The sequence below is a fragment of the Reichenbachiella sp. MALMAid0571 genome (genome assembly GCF_040151475.1).
Lineage (GTDB): Bacteria > Bacteroidota > Bacteroidia > Cytophagales > Cyclobacteriaceae > CAXBNB01.
This window is the reverse complement of sequence record NZ_JBDKWG010000135.1, coordinates 1-19,076: the sequence shown is the minus strand read 5'-3', so window position 1 is coordinate 19,076 and position 19,076 is coordinate 1. Positions and strand designations below refer to the sequence as shown.

5 protein-coding genes and 1 tRNA gene are annotated in these 19,076 nt (G+C 40.7%); 4 read left to right on the top strand and 2 right to left on the bottom strand.

Annotated elements, in window-relative coordinates; genetic code table 11:
- Positions 1 to 10 precede the first annotated feature (10 nt).
- The 4 genes from AAOP42_RS13530 to AAOP42_RS13515 all read left to right on the top strand — a co-directional run bounded on the left by AAOP42_RS13530 (position 11) and on the right by AAOP42_RS13515 (position 16,710).
- Complete coding sequence (locus tag AAOP42_RS13530) at positions 11 to 8,938, top strand: sialate O-acetylesterase (protein ID WP_349529065.1); 8,928 nt, start codon at positions 11 to 13, stop codon at positions 8,936 to 8,938.
- A gap of 24 nt (positions 8,939 to 8,962) precedes the next feature.
- Positions 8,963 to 14,770 carry a galactose-binding domain-containing protein gene (locus tag AAOP42_RS13525; RefSeq protein ID WP_349529064.1) on the top strand — a complete coding sequence of 1,936 codons (5,808 nt, stop codon included), beginning with the start codon at positions 8,963 to 8,965 and terminating at the stop codon, positions 14,768 to 14,770.
- 245 nt (positions 14,771 to 15,015) lie between these two features.
- Complete coding sequence (locus AAOP42_RS13520; RefSeq protein ID WP_349529063.1) at positions 15,016 to 15,426, top strand: DUF1573 domain-containing protein; 411 nt, start codon at positions 15,016 to 15,018, stop codon at positions 15,424 to 15,426.
- A 138-nt stretch (positions 15,427 to 15,564) separates the two neighbouring features.
- On the top strand, positions 15,565 to 16,710 hold the full coding sequence (locus tag AAOP42_RS13515; protein ID WP_349529062.1) for a hypothetical protein: 1,146 nt from the start codon (positions 15,565 to 15,567) through the stop codon (positions 16,708 to 16,710).
- Between the two features lie 251 nt (positions 16,711 to 16,961).
- On the opposite strand, the gene AAOP42_RS13510 is transcribed toward AAOP42_RS13515, so the two are convergent.
- Together AAOP42_RS13510 and AAOP42_RS13505 are read right to left on the bottom strand one after the other, a co-directional pair.
- A tRNA-Thr gene (locus tag AAOP42_RS13510) sits at positions 16,962 to 17,034 on the bottom strand.
- 121 nt (positions 17,035 to 17,155) lie between these two features.
- A partial coding sequence (locus AAOP42_RS13505) for a DUF349 domain-containing protein (protein WP_349529061.1) occupies positions 17,156 to 19,076 on the bottom strand: 1,921 nt, incomplete at its 5' end.

Sequence of the window (19,076 nt, the reverse complement as noted above, 5' to 3'; positions counted from 1 at the left end):
AATATAACAGATGAAAAATAAAATAAAAATATTCGTTCTGAGTCTGATAATGTTGGCAAACGGGTCACTGGTGGCTCAGTTCCCTTATACAGACCATGTAAAAGTCTTGGTGGATGATTTTAGTAATACATTCGAAAGTAAGATTCTGCAATACTCGGGTAATGTAATTTCTTCTGGATCCATAAATGATTATGTTTTGACATCTAACTATGGGATCGCACAAACTACAGAGGATCGTTTTGGTAACCCTAATCGCGCTTTTAGTTTTGAGTCTACCACTCCAAGGCTTGCATTCTATGATAATTCTGGAACAAGCTTTAATGTTGGCTTTTTTGGGAGTGGGGCACAAGGCACCCAGTTGGATCAGTTCACGATATCCTGTTGGGTATATATCGATGTAAATGATACTGAAAGAAGATATATTTTTTCTGGCTCTGGGGGGTCTAATTTGGCTAGCAAACTGGGGTTTGGGTTGAGTACCGATAACAAGCAATTGTTTTTGATCAACTACGTGAATAACTCGGGCACAGGAGATGATAATAACGTTTGGGGTAAAGGAAACAAAATAGGTGTTAATCTAAAAGATAATGCATCAATTGGCAAATCATATGAAGCTAGGTTCTATGGCCCCGCTCTTTTTTCTGCAGGTACCGGATGGTATCACATCATTCTGGTACAAGCTGAGTACTATACAAAAGTTTTTGTAGGTACACCCCCTGATCCTGACAACCCTGGCAACGGAAAAATAGGGTACATGGGAACGAGCTTCGCCGGAAGTATGATAATAAGGGGTAGACAGGATATAACTCCTTTCACACACTGGTTTTTAGGAAAACCAGCTGCAAGTTCAGCTAACCATGTGTCTTTGCCATCCGATCAAACCGAATTTAAGCCTGTACGAAGAATAAGTGATTTCATGGTGTATGACTATGATATGACCGATTTGGAAGCCGAAATGTTATATAGCTGTCAAGTGAAAAACCCCACGTTGAATTGTTTGAATACAGGTGGTAACCTCTCTGTGGAACCTATTGAGCAGACTTTTGCCATTATAGGGGACTATGGTTGTGATGGTGGGCAACAACTAGCCGAAAATGATGGGGTGTACATTAACAATCCTGTGCAATATGTAGCTGGTATGATTCAAGGATGGCAGCCTGAGTACATCATTTCACTTGGTGATGATGATTATCGCTCCAAGGCAAATTATGGTTGCTCTCAAAGTATTCAGGATAATGTCGGTAAATACTTTGGCGAACAGGCTTCTGCAACCAATAGTAGCTGGAAGGATTATGTTACACCAAACAAATTTTATCCGACCTTGGGAAACAATGATATTAAATGTATCGATGATAGTAGAACATGCTCAAGTATATGGACAGATTATTTTCCAGATCCAACCGGAAACAACTGGGAACATCTTTATTACAAATTTTCAAAGGGAAATATTGATTTTTTTGTAATAAATACAACGCCACTAATAACAGGTGATTCCTTTTCAGATTGGCCGCCGGAGTATTATATGGACATTGATGGCGGTCAATATTATTACAAAAGTATTGAGGAGCAGACGTCACTTCAACTAAAGTGGTTAAGAACAGCTCTACAGGAGTCCAAGGCAACATTTAAGGTACTATACACGCATGTGCCACCAAGGGGTTCTCGAATTGCTGGTGACACAGAGACAATGAATGCCTTTCATGAAGCACTACAGAGGTGGCCATTTGATATCTGGGGAGTAGATGTAGTCATCTCCGGAGATGTTCATTGGTATGAGAGAAGTGAATACAAAGGAGTGACATATGTTACCTGCGCTACGGGAGGGTATCCAGGGTTAAACCTTGAATCTGATATTGATCCTGAACAGGCTATACCTGGAAGTACGCTAATTACAAGGAAATTTGGTGCCCTTAAGGTTCAGTCATCTTCAGATATGCTCAAATTTGAATATTACACGATCAATGATGGCGAGACAGTGCTGGAAGAACCTACTTTGAGCGATGAGTTTTTCATCTATAGACCAGCTGCAACAAAAGAAGAGACATATTTGAGCAAATCTATCGATCTGGATATCTACCTAATGATTGGTAATGACAACCTATCAGGTCTTGCTGACTTTAACACTGATGAACAAGGGGGGACGATTGATAAAGCTTATATTTTGAATGATATAGACGAATTTGAGAGGGTAGTTGTTGGTGAGGATGGAGGTTTGAGCCGATATTCCTCTATTGCCAATGAAGGTCTCAGTTTGAAGGGGCCAGCCTATAGCTTCCTGAAACAGTATGTACCTAATTCTGATAAACCTGTTGGACTGATTGTAAATGCCAAACCTGGTGGTACTATCTCAGACTGGACTTCTGCTAGTCAAGGATCTTATTATGATATGACATTGGAGCGTGTCACTAATGTACTTTCAAATTACCCAAATTCAAATTTAAGAGGGATTATTTGGGTAGGAGATGCAACTGATAATATGGATGTCGATGATCATTCAAATTACGAAACAAATATGAATAGCATTCTTTCTAATGTTACTGGTGATTCCCCGATGGGTAACGGTATTCCGGTTTACATAGTAAATCCGCCAGCTCGAAGTGGGATGGAATTAAGTAACCAGGGGATGTTGGCAGGAATCGTTTCTGCGAATCAAGAGCTAACGGAGGTGTACGGAGAAGTTTGTATGGTATCTTCTAGCGGACTTGGTACCTCATCTGGTATGTACGATGAGGGTGAGGCACTTGATGAAATTGGTCTTAGGCTAACAGAACGTATACTGAATCAAAAAACTCGTTTTGCAATTGTTGGTGACTATGGTTGGAACTTGCCACCTGATGATGCTTCAAGCGATTACCAAACGCCTGAAGAACAGGTGGCAGATATGATTTCCGGTTCTGATCCAGGCTTTGTCCTTACATTAGGAGATGATAGCTATCTCGATGATATGCTGAATGGTTTTGATTGTGTCGGTTGCCCAACATATAGCGCATTATCTTCTGCTGATGCCTTAGAGCATACGATTAATAAGATAGTGGGCAATTTCTATGGAGAATATATTTATGGATCTTCCGAAGACAATGGATCTACCTATGAGTTTAATCGGTTTTTCCCAATTCTGGGTAACCACGATTATCATGATCGAAGCAACTATAACAATGTTCCTACAAGTGAAACTAATGGTGTAGAAGCTTGGATGAATTACTTTCCGACTGAACAATACAATGATATTTCTGGTGGCAGATATTATGATTTCGTCAGAGGCGATATTCATTTTTTTGCTTTGAATTCGAATATTGCCAGCTTGATTACATTGGAGGTTGAGGAATCCGGAAAATCAGTCATTACTAGTTATGCTGATGATCTTGCCACTATTTCAGGAAATTTAGAGCCATCCTATTCTTACGACTCAGATCAATTCAATTGGCTTGACTCGTCATTGAAGAATTCCACGGCTAAGTATAAGGTAGTTTATATGCATAACCCTCCTTACGCTTCGGTACCAAAATTGGCTGGTGCGCTGGATCAACTACCTTTCCGTTTTTTTGAAAATCTGACTGTAAAACCATCTATCGTGCTGGCTGGAGACTATCACATTTACGAGAGACTAATTGACGATAGTGGTCTTACATATGTGGTTAACGGAGTTGGTGGGCATCCTCTACTTAAAATACCCACGATGCAAGATCAACTGAGTCCCAACTCAGTATTGCTTAACAAGCATTACGAATGGGGGGCGATGATTGCAGAAGAGCAAGAAGATCACTTGCTGTTCAAAATGATGAATACAAATGGAGTTGTAAGAGATGAATTTAAGCTTTACCCCGATGGCAGTGTTGTCAGCAAACCAATAACCCATGATCCTCTAGCACCAATGGATGTATTCTTAGTAGTTGGTGGAGATAACCTGTCGGGATTGGCTAATTTTAGTTCAGAAGAGCAAAGTGAGTCTATTTCCGGAATACATATTTTGAATGGCCAGGGTGTGTTCGAAACGATCATAACCGATGTAGGCACTACCGAAGGCCTCAACAAATATTCGAACCTCAACCAACCTGGTGATGTAACAAGACTTGGTCCTGCCTACTATTTTGCCAAAGAACTGGCATCATTGGATGGTTGCTTCGACAAGCCCGTGGGGCTGATCGTCAATGCAGGCCCTGGCAGTACCATATCGGACTGGACATCCACTGCGACAGGTTCCAACTATGGAAAAACCCTGTCACGCTACAATCAGGCTGACGGAAATTATGACATTTCCGTAAAGGGAATTATATGGGTGGGACAAGTTGAAGACAATACGAATGGTACGAACTCAGCTCAATATAGGATCGACATGGAAACACTCATCAGTAACTTTCATGCCGACCTTGGAAACGATATCCCAGTTTATTTAGTCGCCCCCCCGGCAAATGCAGAAGATGATATCAATGTGCAATATGACCTGAAAGGGATTATATCAGCCAACGAAACGTTGGGAACTGGTGCTTATGTTCAGGCTATCTCCTCAGGTGGTATTGAAGTCAGTGGAGGCGATTATGCAACCCGGACTTCTTTGCAGAAGATTGGAGAAAGAATGGCACGTGCTACGTGCCCGGTTACTGCCTGGATTGATGAGATCGATTTTGATAGAAACATCACTTTTAATACCGATCTCTCAGGATATGATCTTACCCTGTTACCAAGCCTTCCTGTCGGCTCATACGACTATTCTTCAGAACTTTCTTATGAATTAGACGAAGGCCTGGAATATTCGGGTAATAATATCGTTTCACCAGATCAATTGACCGTAGATGCAAGCCATATTTTTTCTATGACAGCTGTTATTACAAACAATGGAGTGGAATATAAACGTGAAGTAGAGGTGTCTATTGGTACATTACAAATGGTAGCAAGTAAGTTGAAGGGTTATTTGGCAATAAAAGAAAAGCCAACAAGCAATAGTGAATATAAATTAATAATTGAAAAGGAAGATCAAAGTGGCCTAAGTATCAACGTTAGTTTATACAATGGTTTCCAGTCAAATAACAATGACCTGTTGTCCGCAACTTCAGAAGGTTGGAAATCATCGAAACTATCCACTGATTATGATTATACCTTCTTGTTCGAGTATGTAGTGTTGGAAAACCCGTTGAGCGACCAATCATATACTTGGATTCGCCAAGAAAGTTCGAATTTAACCAGTAGCGATCGCAGACGTTTGGCCGCTGACGCCCTTGGTATAGAAGACGTGTCTTTTGATACTTTTACTCCTTCTACCGCTACCTTTGGTCATTATGATGTGATGTTTACTTATACCGATTCTGGCATAGTACCTTCCGATCTCACCTGGAGTTACAACGGACAAACCGTTACGTATGATAATGCCAATAAGACCATAGGCCCCTTAGATATAGAGGCCAATACCAGTACCACCATTACACTGGAAGCTGAAGGTACAGTAAGTGGTGCAACTCAAACGATCAGTGTAGACTTTGACATTTCCGGGCTACCGTCAGATCAGGATATAGCTGATAAGATTTTTGCAGATCTGACCATTTCATCCCAGGATTACACTTATGACCACCAGGGACAGTGTAGATATGGTGTCTCATATTACCTTTCATCATCTGGTTCCTATGCCATGCCTGCTCAATTTGAAGCGGAATGCCAAAATTGTTCCGATAATTTTGAAGAAGAACAATCGATAGTAGCCAATGGTCTGATGGGCAATATGACAGGATTAGAAAATGGAATCAAATACTCTTATAGCTGGAGTATAAAATTCACAATGGGAGGGAACACTTACTCAAAGTTCAAAGCCGCAGATGTATTTAGGGCTACACCGGCCGCAAAAAAATTCAGTGCTCAGGTATCAGAAAATTCTGTTGTGTTGAGTTGGCAACACCCGGATATTGATGACCTGACCGGATACACCCTATCCTACAATGGTAATGTGATAAACCTGGGCGCAGATGTTAACTCATACACCGTCAATGGCGTTGCTATGAATGGTGATCAGATCACCTTCAGCCTGAAGACTCTGGGCATAAATAATTATGCGGGATGCCTGGCCACAACTTCAGCCACACTTTTAAGCACATCTGATGATCTTGTTGTAAACAGCATAAGCAACCCATCTGTGGTTGAAGGAAATACTGCTGCATTTACAGTTACATTTGACAATGCGCTGAACAGTCAATCTACAATCGCAGCATCCTTATCGGATGGAACTGCCACAGGGGGTGTGGACTATGTCAAAGGCCTGGAAAATGCCACGTTCGGAAATAACGTTTCCTATAGCAACTCTACACTGGTCGTACCGGCAGGAGTACTCAGTTTTGAAGTGTTAGTTTCTACTATAGACGACAATTACGAAAACAATGATGTGTCCGGTGGGGACAGGATTTTTTATTTGAAAGTGGGAAGCAGTACAGAGATTGCCACCATCCAGGACAATGATGGCACCAAATCGGTAAGCTCGGTTACATGTGAGCCATCGGCTACCGAAGGTAAATACCAGCTCTTTGATGTCAGCTTCGACAAAAAAAGTAAAAATTCAAAGAAGTACCAGGTTTCACTTGCCGGTACAGGAATTGATACCGATTTGAATAATGCGACATTCAACAATAATGTCAAATATAGTAATGTAACCCACTACCTGGATGTACCGGGAAGTGTCACACAATTTACTTTGTCAGCACTAACAGTTAATGATGATTATGTAAACCAGACACCTTTGACGTATAGCCTGACAGTCGATGGCACCAATTGCCAGGGCAGCATCACAGACGATGAGCTGGCAGGGGTAGAATCAGTAGATCAGGCCTCTGTTAATGAAGGTGGAAATCTTGAATTCAAAGTAACACTTAAAGCAAAAAGTAATGTTTCGAGAAATTTTTCAATTCAACTTTCTGATAATACGGCATTTGGAGGTACTGATTATGACAATAATCTGTCCAATATCAATTTCACTGAAGGGGTCAGTGTTGCTTCTGATAATTCTTCTATTGATGTTCCGGACAATGTCAAAACATTCAATATTATTGTACCGACTTATGACAGAATTGATATCCAGGGCCAGCGCAAGCTTACACTACATGTAGGTGGCCAAATTGGTAATGGGCTTATCAATGATTACTCTCATCTGTCAGTTCTTTCAGTAAGCAGTGATAATTGTTACGAACGCAACGGTTGCACTTTAACATTTGGTGTTAAGCTACATCAGGTCGTCAACGAAGAACATGATGTAGATGTTAGTATTCAAAATTCTGGCAATGCAAATGCAATCAGTACCTACTCTCTAAACCTTGCAACAGCTACAATAAGCGATGAGTGTACATTTTATAATGATGGGTCCGATGGTACCAATGGAACAATCACCATACCCACAGGTGTGTCCAGTTTTAATATTTCTTTCGATATAGCAGACGATGATGATTGGTCTAAAGACAAACACACTTTTACTTTAAAAGTAGGTACTCAAATCGGAACAGGGACTATCTACGATGATGAGTCGGAATGCTATAACTCAGATATCAATGGTAAGGGTTTTGATGATCTGTTTGATTCTCCTACAGACGAGATTACATACAACCATTCGTCTCATGGCCATGTGGTCAGGGAGTTTTCTAGGGTAAAAGACAGTGGCTACAAAGATTGTTTTCAAAATATGAAATTTGAAATAACCACCATTGACAGTGACCATAGTGACATAATCGATTACCTTCATGCCCATTATGCAGGTGATGATGATGAATTAAAAGTGGTAATAAATAAGCCTTTGTCACATTTGCAACCCGGCAGTTCAGTTAGCTATAAGATACAGGCCTCATGGATTGATGAGTACCTGAGAATCAACACGGTTTCATCGGACACACAGACTTTGAATTTGGGGGTTTCACCAATTACTGGCATAGAAATTAACCACCGTGAGGTCAATCAAAACAAAGGCTATACTGTTCGTTTAACACCAAAAGACAAAGATCACAATTGCAATGCTGACGATTGCTATACCTATGAAATTTCTGGGGCTTCCGATTATTTTTATATTGACAAGAATCACTTAACATTGAAGGAAGAATATTGGGAGAGTCCATTCAACCCTTTTGACCAAGAGGGAAGTTCTTCTTACACTATTAAAGTTAAGGCGACAAAAATATATGGAGATGATATTACACAGGAACGCCATTTCACAATAGTGAACCAAGGTGCGTATTTCGCTTTCCTTGATGACTTCCTAATAGGACTTAATGCTACTCTTATAATGGGGATAAGTCATTGGGTTTTGAACAAGGTAGTACGCTTCAGGCCATCTATACCCAGGTTAACTTTTAGAAGAGCAGCTGTTACCGGGTCGGCAAACGTAGATCCTAATAGTCCTGAAGTAGTAAATCCTGAAGAAAAAAATGGGTTATTGGAAATGGTTTCCCTTGATGATCAGTTGGAAAGTTATGCTGGTAATGAAGAACAAACTCCACCACCAAGCACAGAAGAAAAGTCAGTACTAAAAGAGGTTGAAGAGAGTGTAGAGGAAAGCGTGGAAGAGTTAGAGTCTTCGGTTTTTTCAAGTGACGCCAAGGTCTTGTCGGAGATTGTTTTTGAAGATCTCGAAACCCTGGAAAAAATGATTGACAAGATAGCCTTATATCAGCACCTGGATGCCACAGGCGCAAAGGCAGGGATTTTGCCAAACGATTATGATGCCAGCGATCTTGGAGATTACATTAATGGGATGACAAATAAAAAAGTTAATGTTATTGATAGCGAGATTTTTATAGATGAGACCGTCTCTAAATTAACAGACGATGAAAAAAATCTTTTGAGGCAACTGGTTAAGCTAAAAGATGAAATAAATAAAAAGCAACAGAACAATATGGAATGGGAGTTCGAAAACAATGAAGGTATGTGGACCATAGACCAGAATAAAGTTTATGCTGTTTGCAGACCATTAAACCTATAGGGGATTACATTAAATCAAGTTATGATGAAAAATATAATAAAATTATCGATCGTCTTCTGTGTACTGCTCAATGTAAAAAGTGCATTGGGGCAGTGCGAAAAGGAAAAACTAATATTAGGCACTGAAACCGAGAATTTCACCGTTGAGGCCGAAGATATGATTAGCAATCGTATAGAATCTGCTGTGACGGCAGAAGCAATTGATGAGTTAGTCATGGAAACAGTTGAAATAGGTATGGCATCATTGGTAGAAAGAGCTGGTATCATGGCACTATCGGTACTCAATCCTGCCATGGAAATATTTAATGCCCTTTGGATGATCGATGTTATTTTTGAAGAGACAGGAGTCCTGACAAAAGCTGAAAAAGCACTCAAACAACACATGGGATCAAATATCTTTCTCAGGTATGAATACTATAATTTACATGCTGCTAATTACGTATTGGATCATGTCTTTCACCCCATTAATAAGTACATGGAAGAGGTTTCCGATGAAACCACTGCAGCTTTCAATGGTCATAAGAAGGATAGCAAGTGCCCCACATGCCCACAGTATCAGACCTGGATTTATCCTGTGGACACGAGTCTGGTGTACCTATCACCCAATGACCTCAATACAAAGTCTGGCAGGGTGCAATATCAGTTCATGTTTTACCTGAATCAGCAGGCCATGGACAGTGATTTGGACGAAAACAGCTTTGAAGATTTTTTGACCATAGACTCTGTCAAATATGTTAAAACTGGCAATTGGTTCAAGGATCACGACCATAGGCGCGATTTCATAGTGGATCTTCCGGCAAAGCGGAAAATCTGGGTCGATGAAGCCACTGGAAAGCTACAAATGAAATACGCCCAGTTATGGGGTGGTGCAGTTACTGCCATAGACGATTGTCCTTATGTTGACTGTAATGAAGTTGAAAAGTATCACACACATGATTTCAGAAAGCATATGGCCATCACCGAATCCGAACTCAAAATGGTAGTGGTCAACAACAAAACACAAGAATATTTGTTGGAGGACAATATAGTAATGGACAATGTGCCTTACAAGGTCTTTGCCCAGGGAGATACCATTTCGGTTACAATAGAAAACCTTGACATAAGCCAAATACTCCAAAATAACAACCTTAACGCCGGAGACCTCTCTTTTGCTGTGGTGGGAAAAAGGCGGAACAGCTATTTTCATTTTTTTAAATTACAAGACCTTGAAGACAATTCACATAATGGCAAGCAAAAATTTTTCGGCGGAATGGATGGTTATTATACAGGTGATTATTCGATACATAATGAATTGCTTTCATGGGATGAGATTAAAGCCAGAGCCGAAGAAAACAATTGGCCGGCTCCTTTTATGTCGGGTTCGTCCTATTACCTTATGCTACCAGTTTATGCCTACAAGCATTGGCAACTCAATTCCGACGAATGGAGTCTCAAAGCCCCGTCAGAAGAATGGTTCGTATTGGCAGCCGGCCTTGTTTCCGATCAGGTTCAATTTGACTATTTCAGGGACGGTACCGACCCGGAAGAATCGATTGTTGGCAGCATGCCCGTCATCTCTTTTTTTGATGCCGATGATTTGGGCACTGTGGCTACAGGCAGTGATCAGTTGGAATCTGGTCATGTCAACATGGTGATAGAGCATAAGGGTGATCGTAAGCAAATTAACCAAATGATCATTACCGACTTATTCTCAAGTAATATTACCCAGCTATATATCAATTCAGCCCATGAACCATTTGTGTTTAACATAAATGCCGATGGGTTTTCGGAAGAGAGGACACTCTACCAATGGCAAAATTATACAGACACGTTTTCCGAGGTGGTTTCAGTTCCCGATTCAGCAACCGATATTACCTATGTGGTCGGTAATGTAATTGCTACACCGGGATCCAAAATACACGTAAAGGTCGTATATGATGACAATACCTTTGCTCAAAGTATCCAGGATGTAGGAATCATACGGCATATTGATTTCTCACCATATTATAAAACTTTGACCTATAAGAGTGAAGCAGATATATCAAATTCGGGCGAGGCTACTCTTACAGGACACTGGCTGGTTGAAAAAGATCCTGATCAAGTCGGTTATCTTCTTATGAATAAATCAACCAAACAGGTACTTGAAGCCGACACCATCGACAATAGTGGTAAGTTGAGGGATTGGAACTATGCCTGTTATACCTGTTTGTGGGATTTTGACAATCTTCCCCAATACGGTGGCATGGGCTTAGTCAATCTTTACACCGGGGAGTACCTGGCGCGTGACTCTTCTTCCGGGCAATTATATACAACCTCTACAGCCTCGGATGATGTAATCCTGAGTATAGCGAATACCGATGATCTTCCGGTTTATTACAGTGGTCCCGATACCGTAATCATTGAGAATGTTGCAGCCCGTAAATTGATTCACAGTACAGGGAACAATGTTTTGCTGGGGACTCCCCAAAATGAAGACTATACAGGATACAACTATAGGATACACTATATGGGAGCGTTGCAGTATGGGTTCGAAGTACTAAATGCATCCGAAGAACATACCATATACGCAGATATTTCATTGCCTGTTAACCTCAATCCAATGAGCTTTTTAATCAAAGCGGATTCTGTCTATAAGAATATTGGGATGATGGGCTGGTACCTGAATAAGCTGCCAGAACGCATTGGGGTCATTGACCCATCAGATCCCACGACCATAAATGACTATGAGATTATTCATGCATTAACAGGCCAATTCCTGAGAGCCGAGGGCATTGCTTCGGGGGATATGTTGTTCGCCAGTGCCCGTCAGGCCACCACTCCTGGAGTAGATACTCCCGACTCTGAACTACAACATGAAATATGGACACTCTGGAACGCAAATGATCATTCATATACTTACAATCCCATTTTGGAAAGAGGCTACTACAAACTCATGGTTGATGGTAGTGAACTTGAATACGACGATGTTAGTGACAGTGAATCGTTGGTAGATGGGGAAGGCTCAACTTTTCTGATCGAACCATATCACAAACATTTCCAATCCAGAAACCTGTCTTATCAAAAGGAAGCTACCCAATCCAGCTTATGGGGTAGTGGAAGTGCGGATAGGGCTGTGGATGGAGTTACTGATGGTGTCTATGCCAACCAATCGGTGACTCATACCCTTAAAGACGATTACGCCTGGTGGCAGGTGGACCTTGGCCATGAGGCTGACCTTTCGATGATTAATATTTACAACCGTATAGAGATACCCGAGCGACTGACCAATTTCTACGTTTTTGTGTCCGATACGCCTTTTGATGATATTGTAAGTATCAACAGCTTAGTAGCTGATCCAGAAATAAGCCATTACCACATTTCCGGCCAGGGTGGTTATCCTACAGCCATTCAGATGGTACCAGGACAAACCGGTCGGTACGTACGTGTCCAGTTGAACCAGGCCCAGCAATTTCTTTCCCTGGCCGAAGTAGAGGTAATGGGTAGCTGGAGAAAACATGATGCATTTCAGACCAGCATTGTGGATGACAACAGTTTCTACATTATGGACGAATTAACCCACAAGGTGCTGGGGTCTTCCAGTCAGGATATTGTTTACTTCACCGGTGATCGTGAGTTGGAAGGGGATCCCGGTACGTTGTGGGAACTGATTGAAGATGATAACAGTGATGGCTTTTTTCTCAAAAACAAACAATCGGAAATTTTTCTGACTTACGATGCGGTTTCTCAAAGTTTTTTATCTTCTATTGATGTCAATGGAAGCATACCGGCACAGGCCACAGATTTTCATATGAAGCTCATAGCACAGGCAGGCAATCCGGCATCCTGGGAGGGGCACTACGTGATGAACCGCATAAATCGGCCGGGGCACCTTGCCTCTGTGGTTGGAGATAATATGGAACCCTCATATGAACCGGAAAAGGTGTGTACATCAAATACCTGGCAATATGTCTATTTAGGTGCGGATGAGTATGCTCTGATCAGTGATCATTCCGGCGGATATTTACGTGCCTGGACAGATGGCCGCATTGCCACTATGGAAAAAAACACAGACGGTTTTATGCCCTCAAGTGGATTCCGGATAGAATATGACTCAGACTGGGATTGTAACAAATTCGTCACCAATGTGGAGGGTTACCTAATCGTCAACGACATGGATGTTGTTCGGCGTTGGGTACCAACAGCAAGTGGACACCCCTTTGCCCGATGGGACATGCAAAAAGTTAATTTGCTAAACCCCAGAACCACCTGGGGAAATGCCGCAGTTTTACCCTCCTTGTCCGAGAATCCTGGGACAAAAATTGAAGGTTATCTGCTAGATGGGGAAAATAATATATATGAAACATCGATTGATTTAGGTCGAAGCGATCATTACCTGACGGCTTATCCCGTTCAGACGGGCTTTACGGCCAATACGGATGCTTCGGATCATTTGTTGGGTTATCTGGTCATAGATACCGAGGGATGTTATGGTTTTAGACCCCAAAATGGCATTTCGATGGCCATGACCCTGGTAGGAGATACCGAGAAACAGGTTTATGAGGATAATTTTGTAATAGGCGAAATCAATAGTCAGCAACAATTGGTAAATACCACTGGAGAACTGCAGGCATGGAACAACATCTATCTTGAACAGGGCATATACAATTTGTCCGTATGGAAAGATCAGGGTGCCGGTTTGCAAATAGAAATGAAGAAACCGCACAACGATGGTGCACTACTTCAGGATAATGAAATCTTTATAGTAGATTTGTCTTCACCTTACAGCAGTATTTCCAACGTTACGTCATATAGCAGTGAAGTTGGCTTTGATCATACCGTATTTGATTTCCCTTCTTATAACAATAATCCCCTGCCGGGTACTGCTGGTGTTAGCACCAGGTACCGTCTTAAGAATATGCTTACAGATGAGTATCAACCATGCAATGATGATGCTACCGGTTGGCATGATTTCAGTAACTCCGGTGTAGAATGGATTTCCAAAGGGAATACAACCAATTACAAGACAAGGATCATTTGGAGCAATCTGTCGTCGGGAACCAATTATCAACTGGAAGTGGAAAGTACAGATGCATTAGGCCAATCCAATGTTCAAACATACCAGTTTGCAACCCAGTGTGACGATAAGGTTTATACAGAGGATTTCAATAGCTGGAATGGCTGGACAAGGGGAAGCACTTCCCATACCAGTCTTAGTTCTGGTAAGGTGTTGATATCACAGGATAATTCTGGCTCCTACATTGAGAAGGATTTCGAATGGTCTGGTGCTTCACAGTTCAGGATCAACGTCTGGTATGATACCAACAACAACTGGGATAGTGGGGACTCATTTAAAATAATGTACAAAATAGGAAGTGGAAATTGGGTAACGGCGGTCACCAAAACGGGACCACAAGCATCAGGGTCTGTATATTATTCTTCCAATATTAGTTTGGAGTCAAATCAATCTGTCACCGTAAGGGTTGAAGGTGAGGCAAGTAAGAGTGATGAGAGTGTAAGGATTGATAAGGTTGAAGTGGTTTTTGACTGTCCCACAAGTGCTGCGGCTCGGGTCTCTACTACTGCTGCGAAAATACAGGATGAAGTGTTTCCTGAGGAGCAGATGGAGTCGGAAGAAGGTACATTTTCTGTTTATCCCAATCCCACAAACGATCTCATGACGATACAGCCTCCAACAGGTATGGATGTGGGAAACCTTAAAATGGACCTAATTGACATGACAGGAAGAACCTGGATCCGAAACAGGCCATTTCAACCAGTATTAGATCTTTCCGGATATTCCGAAGGCATATACCTGTTACAGATCAGGGACGATCAGGGGATGATTAAGTTCAAAGAAAAACTGCAAAAACAATAAAATAAGCAAGAATTCAGATTTTGGCTTATTCATCATTTAGGTTAGACAAAGGGGGCAACCTTTCAATCTGCTACAGGCTGTAATCAGGTTATCCCATTTGTCTTTCCTTTCCCCACGAACCTTAGGTTAGTTTAAGAAGAATAGGTTGACTGGTTGTTCGACGGTTAGATAACAGGACGACATATGTGATTAACAAAGAGGTCAACCCAAACTAATGGCGGGCTCTGCGAATAAAAATTATGAAAATGAAAAAAACAATCTTACTATTCCTGTTCACCTTTATCTGTATGAGCACTCATGGCCAAAGTAGGTCATCAGAAAGCGGTAAAAAAGCAAAAATCACTTTTGATGAAACCAGCCATGATTTTGGTGATATTAAACAAGGAGACCAGGTGTCCTACACCTTTTCCTTTAAGAACACCGGTGAAGAATCTCTGGTCATTTCCAAAGTACGCACTACTTGCGGATGTACCGCACCCTATTGGCCCAAAGAGCCAATTGCACCTGGCAAAACAGATAAAATAAAAATCACCTTTAATAGTAAAGGAAAGATGGGCCATCAGCATAAAGTGATCACTGTAGAGAGCAATGCTGTAAATAATCCGGAAACAGTTTCCATTACAGCCAATATTCTACCTGCTACGACAACCAAGTGATGGACTTTTAAAAATAAGATAGTTAAGAGGGGCGTTCGTTTAAGTTGAGATGCGTTGCAAACGCATAGCTTATTTACCTCGATGAAACTATGTTTCGATTCATATTCCAAAGAAAAACCGAACCCTTGAGAAACAAGCATGACCGTTGATCAAAGAACAAGCTATCTTATAAAAACCACTTCCATTTTTTACCTGACAGGTATTGTGATGTCTTACAAGCTTTGGTTGCCATTGCGTCAATTTCCCTTGCTACCGATTGGTCAGGCTGATAAATACCTTGATTCATCGGCAATACCCTTGGCTTTGCTATTGGTTGTATCACTGGTCATAAGCTTGTTCCGGCCGGGACGTGTGGTTTTTTTTCTTGTTATCACATCTATAGGCTTGCTGGTGCTGTTGGATCAGGTCAGGCTTCAGCCATGGGTGTATATGTACACTTTGTTTTTTGTGGTTTTTATGATACTTCAAAACAAACCCGGTACTAACTCGGAGGAAGTGGTTATCTGCTTGCTGAAGTTGGTCATAACAGGTAGCTATTTTTGGGCAGGGTTACACAAGTTAAACCCTGGCTTCATCGAAACTACTTACAACCCAATACTGGAAGTGCTCTTTGGTATAAGTAACCCGGATATATTAAGTGTCATGCAACCTTTTGGGTATGCACTTCCCATTTTAGAAATTTTGATAGCCATTACTCTTTTTTTTCCAGGTTTTTGTTTTGTTGGCATTCTTTCAGCTACTGCCATGCATGTTTTCATCTTAATTTACCTTAGTCCACTCGGGATAGACCATAATTGGATAGTTTACCCTTGGAATATCGCAATGATCATTTTCGTTTGGCTGCTCTTTTATAAGTCTGAAAAAAAACTAAAAATATCAATCTTTCAGGATTCAAAGGCTATAACGGCTGGGATTGTACTGACAATACTCGTATGGCTGCTGCCATTCCTTAATTTCTTCGGTTTTTGGGACCACTATCTGAGCTTCAGTCTGTATTCAGGTAAAACAAGTGAGTTGGTAGTATTTGCAGATAAAAATGTATCTGTCAAATTTCCTGAATTCCTCCAGGCTTACATTTCAGACAAAGGAAATTACGATCGGCTATTGATCAATGATTGGTGTATGGGTGAATTGAATGTGCCCATTTACCCGGAATTGAGAATTTACCGCCGCATAGCTGGAAAGTTTTGTGGTTACCAACAATATGGCAAACTTTACATTCGGGCATATCAAAAACCTTTTTCAATGAAAAAATATATCGCAATCAAATGTCCGGAAAATTGAGCATTTGTATATTGAATAGTGCAATAGGAGCCCGATAAGAGGCTGTGTCTGTAGGGTTCAGGGACAAGGTCAAAAAAATAAAAACGAAACAAGACTGTGAAGTTATCATTCACAACCCATTTGACAATTTAAGGATATTGTCCCACAGATATTCCGCTTGACCATATTTATTGCTTGATCCAAAGCACGCAGAAAACACACCGAAAGGCATAAAAAAGGAGTTACATTTCTGTAACTCCCTGATTTTCAAGAGCCTCCTATCGGGATCGAACCAATGACCTACTGATTACAAGTCAGTTGCTCTACCAGCTGAGCTAAGGAGGCATTCCTTATTTTGCAATCGTTTTCCTGAATTGCGAGTGCAAAAGTAATTTAGAATTTTACTATTCCAAATTAATGTTTAAAAATATTATGCTAAATTTTATAGCGTGAAAGTCAGGGTGTTTTACATACTCATAATAAGTTTCAATTCCTCTTTTAGAGTCTGTAATTCATTTTCTGCATTCTCAATTTTTGTAGTAAAATTTTTAAGCAAATCATCTGCATTTTTTGAAGCTGCAAAAAACTCAATGTTGTTTTTCCAGGTGGAAATATCAGATTCCAGTGTGGAGATTTTCTTTTTTAGGCTATACTCTTTTCTGTTGAGCTTTTGATCAGAATTTGGTCCTGATTTTAATTCGTGGATGTTTATTAGCGACTTAAATTCACTTTTCGATTCTTTATCCAGATTTTCCGCATTTTTCACCAATTTGTTCAAAGCATCCTGATACCTGTTTTGGATTGACTTGATGTTTTTTCGTGGCACAAAACCGATTTCATTGTAAGCGTCTTGCAGACTATAGACGTCTTCCATATTTACTTCATTAGAGTTTGCCATTTGTTCTAACGAAAGACATATCTCTTCTTTCTTTTTGAGGTTGATGATGTATTCAGAGTCCATGCTTTGATTGTGTTTTCTTCTATTGTTGAAGAAACTGTCGCATGCATTCTTGAAGGCTTTATAAGCAGAATTTCTGAATTTTTCCGGAACAGGGCCTATTTCTTTCCATTTTTGTTGCAGCCCTTTCAGAGTTTCAGCAGTGGCATGCCAGTCTGTGCTATCAATTAGAGCTTCAGCCTGAGCGGTAAGCTCTTGCTTTAGTTTTAAGTTATCTTCTCTTTGAGCATCAAGTTTTTTGAAAAACTCTGATTTGTTGAGGAAAAAGGATTTGAAACTACCCCAAAACTGACGGTTGATTTCTTTGGCATTTTCTCTGGGCATGGCACCTATTTTCTCCCATTGTTTTTGAATGTCAAGCATTTCTTTAGTCTTGGCATTCCAATCACCGATTTTGTCTGAAGTGAACTCTACAAATGTGGAAATTGCTTCTACCAATTCTAGTTTTTTGATAAGATTCTCTTTTTGTTCGTCTTTAATTTGAGAAACAAATTCTTTTCTTTTGGAATAGATCAGGTCTGAAGCGGTTTTAAATCTGTCCCAAACTTCATCTTGAAATTCTTTAGGTATCGGACCAATGTGCTTAAACTCATCGTGCAATTCATTCAATTTTTGAATGGCATCTTTGAAGTTTTCCAGTTCGTCTAACTCTTCTGCCTTTTGGCATATTTCCAGTTTTGCTTCGTAGTTTTTTTTTCTGTCCAGTTCTTTTAACTCAAAATAGATACTTCTATGGTCGTAAAAGCGGTCAATGAGTGCATGATAGTTTGCCCAGAGAGTTCTGTTTTGCTGAGCAGGCACCTGACCGATCGACTTCCATTCAGTTTGAATTTGCTTAAGGGCGTTGATACTGGCAGTGCTTTCTTCGCTATCGACTATTTCTCTTAATTTTTCCAGTAAGTCATTTTTTAATTTGAGGTTGTTTTCCCTTTCTTTTTCCAGTTCTTTGAAATGCTTGTGCCTGTTGTTTCGAATCAGGTTAAAGTATTCATTGAATTTGGTAGTGATTTCATCACCTTTAAAATCGAAATATTCTTTTTCTCCACCTGTATCTACAAACCTGATAAGGGCTTCTTCCTTTTCTTTGTTGTAAAACACATCGAATGCGTCTTTGAGGCTTCCCAGCACTTTTCCCTGAATTGTAATGGAGTACTTGTTGGCTATCTCTGTGATGCTGTCAAGCAATTCTTCCTTGGTCATGGTAGAAAAACCTGCTTGTTCTATTTGTTGCAACGCTTCCAGTTGCGCTTGTTTTTCGGCGGTTTTTTCTGTAGAATCAGTTTGATTTTCTTCTTCTACCTCAGCACTTTCTACCTCAGCACTTTCTACCTCAGCACTTTCTACCTCAGCACTTTCTACCTCAGCACTTTCTACCTCAGCACTTTCTACCTCAGCACTTTCTACCTCAGCACTTTCTACCTCAGCACTT